The following is a 6032-nucleotide window of genomic DNA, read 5'->3' as shown; positions in this document are numbered from 1 at the left end:
CTGGACGATGAGTTCACCGGGGCGGGCCGGGATGGAGCCGCCTGCTTTCACGTGCGCGAGCGTGAGCCGATACGCGCGCTGCCATCCGATCTCCCATGCCGGGCACCATCCTGGGTCGAGGTCGGCCAGAGCCTCCATACGGGCCTCTGGCAGTTCTCCGGTGTAGGAGACGCCCGTTTCCCCGTTCTCCCGCCGTTCGGTGTTCTCCACCGTCCTGCGGGCCGCGGCGCGGGCGTTCTTGACCCAGGTTCCGATGGGGAAGTTGTCCCAGACGGCGGTGGTGGGTGGGAGCAGGTGGGAGTGTGCTTCGGTGTAGGAGCGGGCGACGGCGAGGCCGGCCTCCCACGCGGACGCCTGCAACGACCACACCATCCCGAGCGTCTCCAGCTGTTCCACGCGGGAAGCTTCGAGGGTCCCGGCCGCGTAGTACTTCCGCTGATCTGCCACCCATACCCCCAGCGGATGAGCGCCGGCCGCGCCCCACTCCTCAGGCGACACGAACGTGTACGGGACTCGCAACTCCGTGCTGCCGGTCTCGCGCAGCCACCGGGTGGCCACCTCGATGCCGCGCCGCCAGTACGCCGCTTCGGGGTCGATGACCCGCAGCCGCACGAACTGCGCGAGGGCGGCGGGGTCGCGTTCCTCGCTGAACCTGAGCACCCCGGCCGCCGCCGCACCCACCCGTGCGACGTCCTCCCGGTCGTCGTCCCCGTCGCCCTCACGGTCGTCGTCCTGGTCGCGGTCGTCGTCCGCGTCCGGCTCCGGACGGGCGTTGCGGACACGAGGGTCGGCGAGTGCTTCGATCGTGTCTGTGTCGTGTGCCTGCAGGGCTCCGAGGATCTTCGCGAGGGTGCCGTAGGCGTCCGAGGTGAGCAGCTCGTTGGCGTCCTCGTCTTCACCGAGGAACACCGGAACGATCAGCGTGGCCAGCTTCCCGACCCCCGGCCGCATCCGCAGCGCGCGCCCCACCATCTGCACGATGTCCACCATCGAGCCGCGGGCGTCCGCGAACAGCACCGCGTCGCATTCAGCCGTGTCGACGCCCTCGCCCAGGACACGGACCGAGGAGAGCACCCGCAGCTCCGCCCGCACGTCCGTGCCGTCCAGGCCGGCCCCTTGGAGGTAGTCGGAGGCGAACTCCTCGAGGACCTGACGCCGGTGTGCGGGGGCGTGCTCGCCATACAGCCACGCCGACCACACCTGCTCCGCCGGCGGGAATGTCTCGGGGTCGTCCTCAGCGAGCCGGGCCACCGTCACCGGCACGGCGGCCGCCATGGCCTCCGCCTCCCCGACCCGGCTGTGGAAGCTGAGCACCCGACGGAACCGCTCTTCAACGGCCGCGCGCATGAGTCCGGTCTGGACCGCCGCGAGCCGGGCCCCGCGTACGGCGTCGGAGCCAGTCGCCTCGGTGGTGAGCGCGGCATACAGGTGGGGGTCGCGGATGTCCAGGCACAGCACCTGATACGGCGCGACCAAGCCCATGCGGATCGCCTCGGACAGCTTGAGCTTGTACGCGACCGGCCCGAACACCGGCGAGTCCTCATCCATGGATGCGACCAGCCGCGGGCGGTCGCCGTCGGCCTCCCACACGCGTGCCGTGGCGGTCATGTACAGCCGCCGCACAGCAGGGACTTGAGTCTGGTCGTGCACGGCCGCCCACGGCTTGAGACCGTCACCACTTACCCGGTGCGCCTCGTCCACGATCATCAGGTCCCACACCCCGAGCCCGGCGGCATGCGCCCGCTGAAGCGTCCCCATGCCCACTGACGCGTACGTTGCGAACACCGTCACCGTCTCCGGGCCGGCGGTCCAGGCGATCAGTTCGTCCGGGTCCGTCGTGCACGGCACGCCCTGGCTGTCCGCGCCCCGCAGGGAGCACACGCCGATCATCGCGCCGCGACGGCCGCCCGCCCGCCACGCGGAAGCCATCTGCAAGAGCAGGTCCAGGGTGGGCACCAGGACCAGCACCCGGCGCGCTGAGAGACGGTTCGCCGACTCCACCCCGATCAGGGTCTTCCCGGATCCGGTGGCGGCGATGACCTGAGTGCGCAGCCCTTCGGGCGGGATGCCCTGTCCGGGTCGTTCGGAGAGATGCCGTAGTACCGCGTCGACGGCCTCGACTTGATGTGGACGCAGCGTGACGGCCACGATGGTGGTCCTTCCTGGTCTCGACTGCTCTGGTGACTGGGCGGGGTGGGCGGCCGTGCGCCTGGCGGTGGGCGGCCGCCCAGGTGGGCATGCGGAGTGGCTGCGTGCGGCGGGTCGCCTAGGTGCGCATGGACGTCGTGAAGCGCCGCCTTCTGTCCTGCGGGCCTGTGACGGCCGCGCCCGGGTCGTGCCTCGTGCGCTGCCCGGACGTGCGACGCCAGATACAGGGACTGCCCGTACCGGCCGGGCTTGCGCCCCAGGAGGTGATGCCCCACTGGGACAGCGCCCGCTTCGTGCGGTGACGGGTGCCGCCTGCGCTGCGCGGACGCCTCTTACTCGCTGCGCACGATCTCCAGTGCGGTCCGGACGAGTCGGATGGCGAGGTCGAAGGCGTCCTGGTCGGCGAGTGGACAGTTGATTTTGTAGGGGTCGGAGGGCGCGACGTTGCGGTACTGGATGGGGGCTCTGTCCTTCTCGCTGAGGTCGATGATGTCGTCGGGTCCAAGTCGTACGGTCATGCCGCCGTTGCTAGGGCGCAGGTAGGCGACGGCTCCGTAGCGCTGGGGTCCGTCGTCGCGGATCATCAGGTAGTCGGCGAGGCCGTCGAACGTCTTGGACGAGCGGCCGAAGGCCACGACGACGTCCTCCTGGTCGAGCAGCTGCATGACGAACCGTTCGGTCAGGACGGTGCGTTGGTCGTTCTTGCCCGCGCGCCCATAGATGAATTTCATCAGCGCTACGTAGTCCTCGGGTGCGAGGGAAGCCGTGCCTTCGCGTGCCGCCGTCTCGCGGACGGGCTCTGCGTCCTCCTCCGGGGAAGCGGCACCGTCCTCGTCCGGTGTCTGTGCGGCCGTCCCGTTGAGGCGCTCGTACTCCACGAGCTCCTGTGGTGAACCCTCGACGATACGCATGCTTGTGCCCCCTCCATCGCATACAGGACGGCAACCCGCCGCCCGCTGACGCCACATTAGCCAATGCAGCGCTCGATTTCCGGAGCTTTAGCTAAAACTCAGGGGACTTGGGGTGCCCTCCTGCAGATGGATCGCGTCGTCGGCCGGCGCGTGGGGCCGCTGCTGCTCCGCATTGCCAACTCGCTTCTGCCGTCTGCCGTCTGCCGTCTGCCGGCAGACGGGGGTCAGGGGCCAGGGTGGCGTGTCAGACAGTGGGAGGGATGAGTTGGCTGAGCATGTGGTGGGTTGGGGGGTGGGTGGAGTAGATGCGGGTGGTGTGGGTGCCGCGGGTGAGCAGGACGCGGTAGATGTTGAGGGCGTAGGGCAGGTATTCCTGCGGGCTGAGGGTGTTGAGGTTGGTGTCGCGGCTTCCTCAGGGGTGGGCGGTCCAGCGGCCGTTGGTCCAGGTGAGATCGGGGCCGATGATGACGCCGGAGTGCTCGGGCGACACCGCCGGCCCCCAGCTGCGCCAGTACACCGACGACGTCGAAGCCGTCCGCATCCTGTACTTCGTCACCGTGCTGCGCACCGTGGTCGTCGTCGCATACCTCGAAGTCTGATCCACAGCGTTGCCGCCGCCGGAGGTGTACGCCCAGCTAGGCCGCTGGTCAGGGACCTGATGTCGTCATGGCGCCCGGTATCCCGCTCGGCGTGGTGGAGGGCTGGGTAGCCGAGCGGGGCGACGGCGCCGCAGGTGTTGCTTCTCGGGCCGGGGCCGGACCGGAGCTGGCCCTTCGCCGTACCCCTGATCTGGACTCCTCCGCTCGCGCGGAGCCGACTATGGCGAGGACGGCGTCACCTGGTGCGTGATCGGGACACCTCCGCTCGCGCGGTGCCAGCTGGTGGACATCCCCGGGCAAGCGCGCCGAGGGCGGGTCACCTCCGCTCGCGCGGAGCCGACGACGGGTTCACCCAGGAAGAAGTCGCTGAGGTCGGGACATCTCCGCTCTCGCGGAAGTGTCCCGGAGGTGGGCCCCAGCATTCCTTCCGTGTGGCTATCCCTACTTTTCAGAGTCCCCACAGTTGAGTGCGTCCAGGATCTGAGGGGCCTTCTTCGTATCCTCTCCGATGCTGTGTAGCCAGTCTGGCTCCTTGGAATCGCTGACGAGGCTGGCGGACGTCCGTCTCCAGCCCCTGCCAGTTCTGTCCGTGAATGCGATTTCTCTAATCCGCCAGTCCCAGTCACGCAGAGTCGTCCCCCGATCTGTCTCCATGATGGTGTCGGGTAGCAGGATCTCGGCGCACGGGCGGACTTCGCTGAACTGATACACGGCGTCGCGTACACCGGTCCCTTCGATGATCAATTTCACGTTCGTGACAGGGTCCAGCGACCGGTTGATGACGTGGATCACCCGCGGCTCAAAAGACTGGTCGCCCTCCACCCAATACGCGACACGGAGGGCCTGCTCGCGATCTTGCCGCTCGCCGTCCTCCTTCGACTGCTGCAACTGATCCTTGGCCGTCTCCTGGCTCCAATAGGTGGCAACTGCCTGGAACCACAGCCCGGCAATCGCAGCGATAGCCGCGATCAACGCTCCGGCCACGGTGATGCCGTGTGCCCATGGGAGCCCTCCGAGGCGCTGCCACAGACTCGACAGATGCGGAACCTGCGCGTCGGAGTCTGGCTCCGCATCCGGCTCCGGGTGAGGCCCCTCGTCACGTACCCGAGCCCGGACTCGGTCAGGAGTCGGACCTCGACGTGCGAGTCGAACACGTCTACGGCGCTGCGGATCAGTCGTCATCTGCCCTCCACGGCTTACTCGCAGGTATAGACGCTCCTCCAACCACGATGGCTCCGGTGTCACTTGCCGATCTTTCGGCTGAAGACGAATGCTCGTCCCGACGTTGGCTGACCTCACTCGGGTGATCACCACCGACGCCAGCCCGACGCTCGGAATGCTCGTTCTGCCACAGTCCGCACCCTGCGCTGCTTCGAGCGGAACGCCGGCTGAGAGAGGCACAGGCGGCGGCCATAACGGCAGGAGTCGCGCATCCCCGACCGCCGGTGCCACTCATCCCGGGCGGCCTTCCCAGGCCCCCGTTACCTCCGGGCACGGGGGCCGGATGCAGATTCCCCCACCTGGTCAAGACCCGGTCCCGAAGGCGATGCTGCCCAGCAGGTTGCGCGGGGACACTGCCCGCGCCCGCCCGCCGCCACCAAGGCGCCGCGGGGCCGCCCGGCCCTACGCTCCGGCGCGGCCCCGGTCCGGCCGCCTCCGGCGCCCAGAGCCCCGGATCCGAGTTCCGCGCCCTGCCCGACGGCCTGTTCGAGTGCCCCGCCGGCCACCCCTTCGCCCCGCAGGACGTCGACCTGGACGGCCCAGCCCACGTGTGGGCGGTCGACGCCTCCGTGTCCTTGGCTACGTCACCGACCCCGACCACGCCCTGGAGCAGCTCGGCGAAGCCCTCGTGGACCTCGGCGAGGCCCACGAGCTCCCCAACCCGGAATACGGCACAATGAGTTCTCTCCGGAGCGCCGTCGACGCATTCAGCGAATACGCGGCGGCATTCCGAACCGGAGCCGCTCCGGTATCCATCCGGTAATTGCAGGGGACCCTAGCCACCATCCCAGAGTCCATCCCGAGCAGGAATTGACGCATTTTCGGCGGGCGATGTGGTGGGGTGTCATGAGGTGGGATGTGGGTGGGGTTTCATCCCAGAATCTATCCCACCGTCAGTTTTGACGCAGCACACAGTGTTGACGTTTCGTCAGGACTGGGCGAGGCGGTGGGAGCCCGAGCCACCCTCCCCTCGCTGCTGCCGCTTTTGCCTGACTGCGGAGCTGTCAGGCCCCGTATCAGCGCGAAGCGTTGGTACGGTTGGTCGGGCACGGAGTGCCTGGCCCCTCCGGGCGGAGCCCGGAGGCTTCGGCGCGTAGCGCCGGTTGGTGCCGCGTAGCGGCACCGCGTCGTGTCTGCGGAGCAGACCGCGCGC

Annotated in this window: 4 protein-coding genes; 1 reads left to right on the top strand and 3 read right to left on the bottom strand. The window is 68.8% G+C overall.

The window, feature by feature from the left end; translation table 11 throughout:
* Positions 1–2148, bottom strand: a 2148-nt coding sequence (locus ACGFZQ_RS52180; RefSeq protein ID WP_393846506.1) for a Helicase associated domain protein, incomplete at its 3' end; no start/stop codon positions are given.
* 332 nt (positions 2149–2480) lie between these two features.
* Entirely contained in the window at positions 2481–3059 is a 579-nt protein-coding gene (locus tag ACGFZQ_RS52175) for a hypothetical protein (RefSeq protein WP_393846505.1), read from the bottom strand.
* 461 nt (positions 3060–3520) lie between these two features.
* On the opposite strand from ACGFZQ_RS52175, the gene ACGFZQ_RS52170 reads away from it, so the two are divergent.
* Positions 3521–3658, top strand: a complete 138-nt coding sequence (locus ACGFZQ_RS52170) for a hypothetical protein (RefSeq protein WP_393846504.1) — start codon at positions 3521–3523, stop codon at positions 3656–3658.
* Positions 3659–4099: 441 nt separating this feature from the next.
* Here the strand turns inward: ACGFZQ_RS52170 and ACGFZQ_RS52165 are convergent, their stop codons facing one another.
* Positions 4100–4642, bottom strand: a complete 543-nt coding sequence (locus tag ACGFZQ_RS52165; protein WP_393846503.1) for a hypothetical protein — start codon at positions 4640–4642, stop codon at positions 4100–4102.
* Positions 4643–6032 lie beyond the last annotated feature (1390 nt).

It is taken from the genome of Streptomyces sp. NPDC048254 (assembly GCF_043201895.1).
In the GTDB taxonomy this organism is placed as follows: Bacteria; Actinomycetota; Actinomycetes; order Streptomycetales; family Streptomycetaceae; genus Streptomyces.
This window is presented reverse-complemented; position numbering and strand designations above follow the sequence as displayed.

Coding starts and splice junctions, on each gene's coding strand:
- ACGFZQ_RS52170 (WP_393846504.1), top strand. CDS start 3,521: ATGATGACGCCGGAGTGCTCGGGCGACACCGCCGGCCCCCAGCTGCGC.
- ACGFZQ_RS52175 (WP_393846505.1), bottom strand. CDS start 3,059: ATGCGTATCGTCGAGGGTTCACCACAGGAGCTCGTGGAGTACGAGCGC.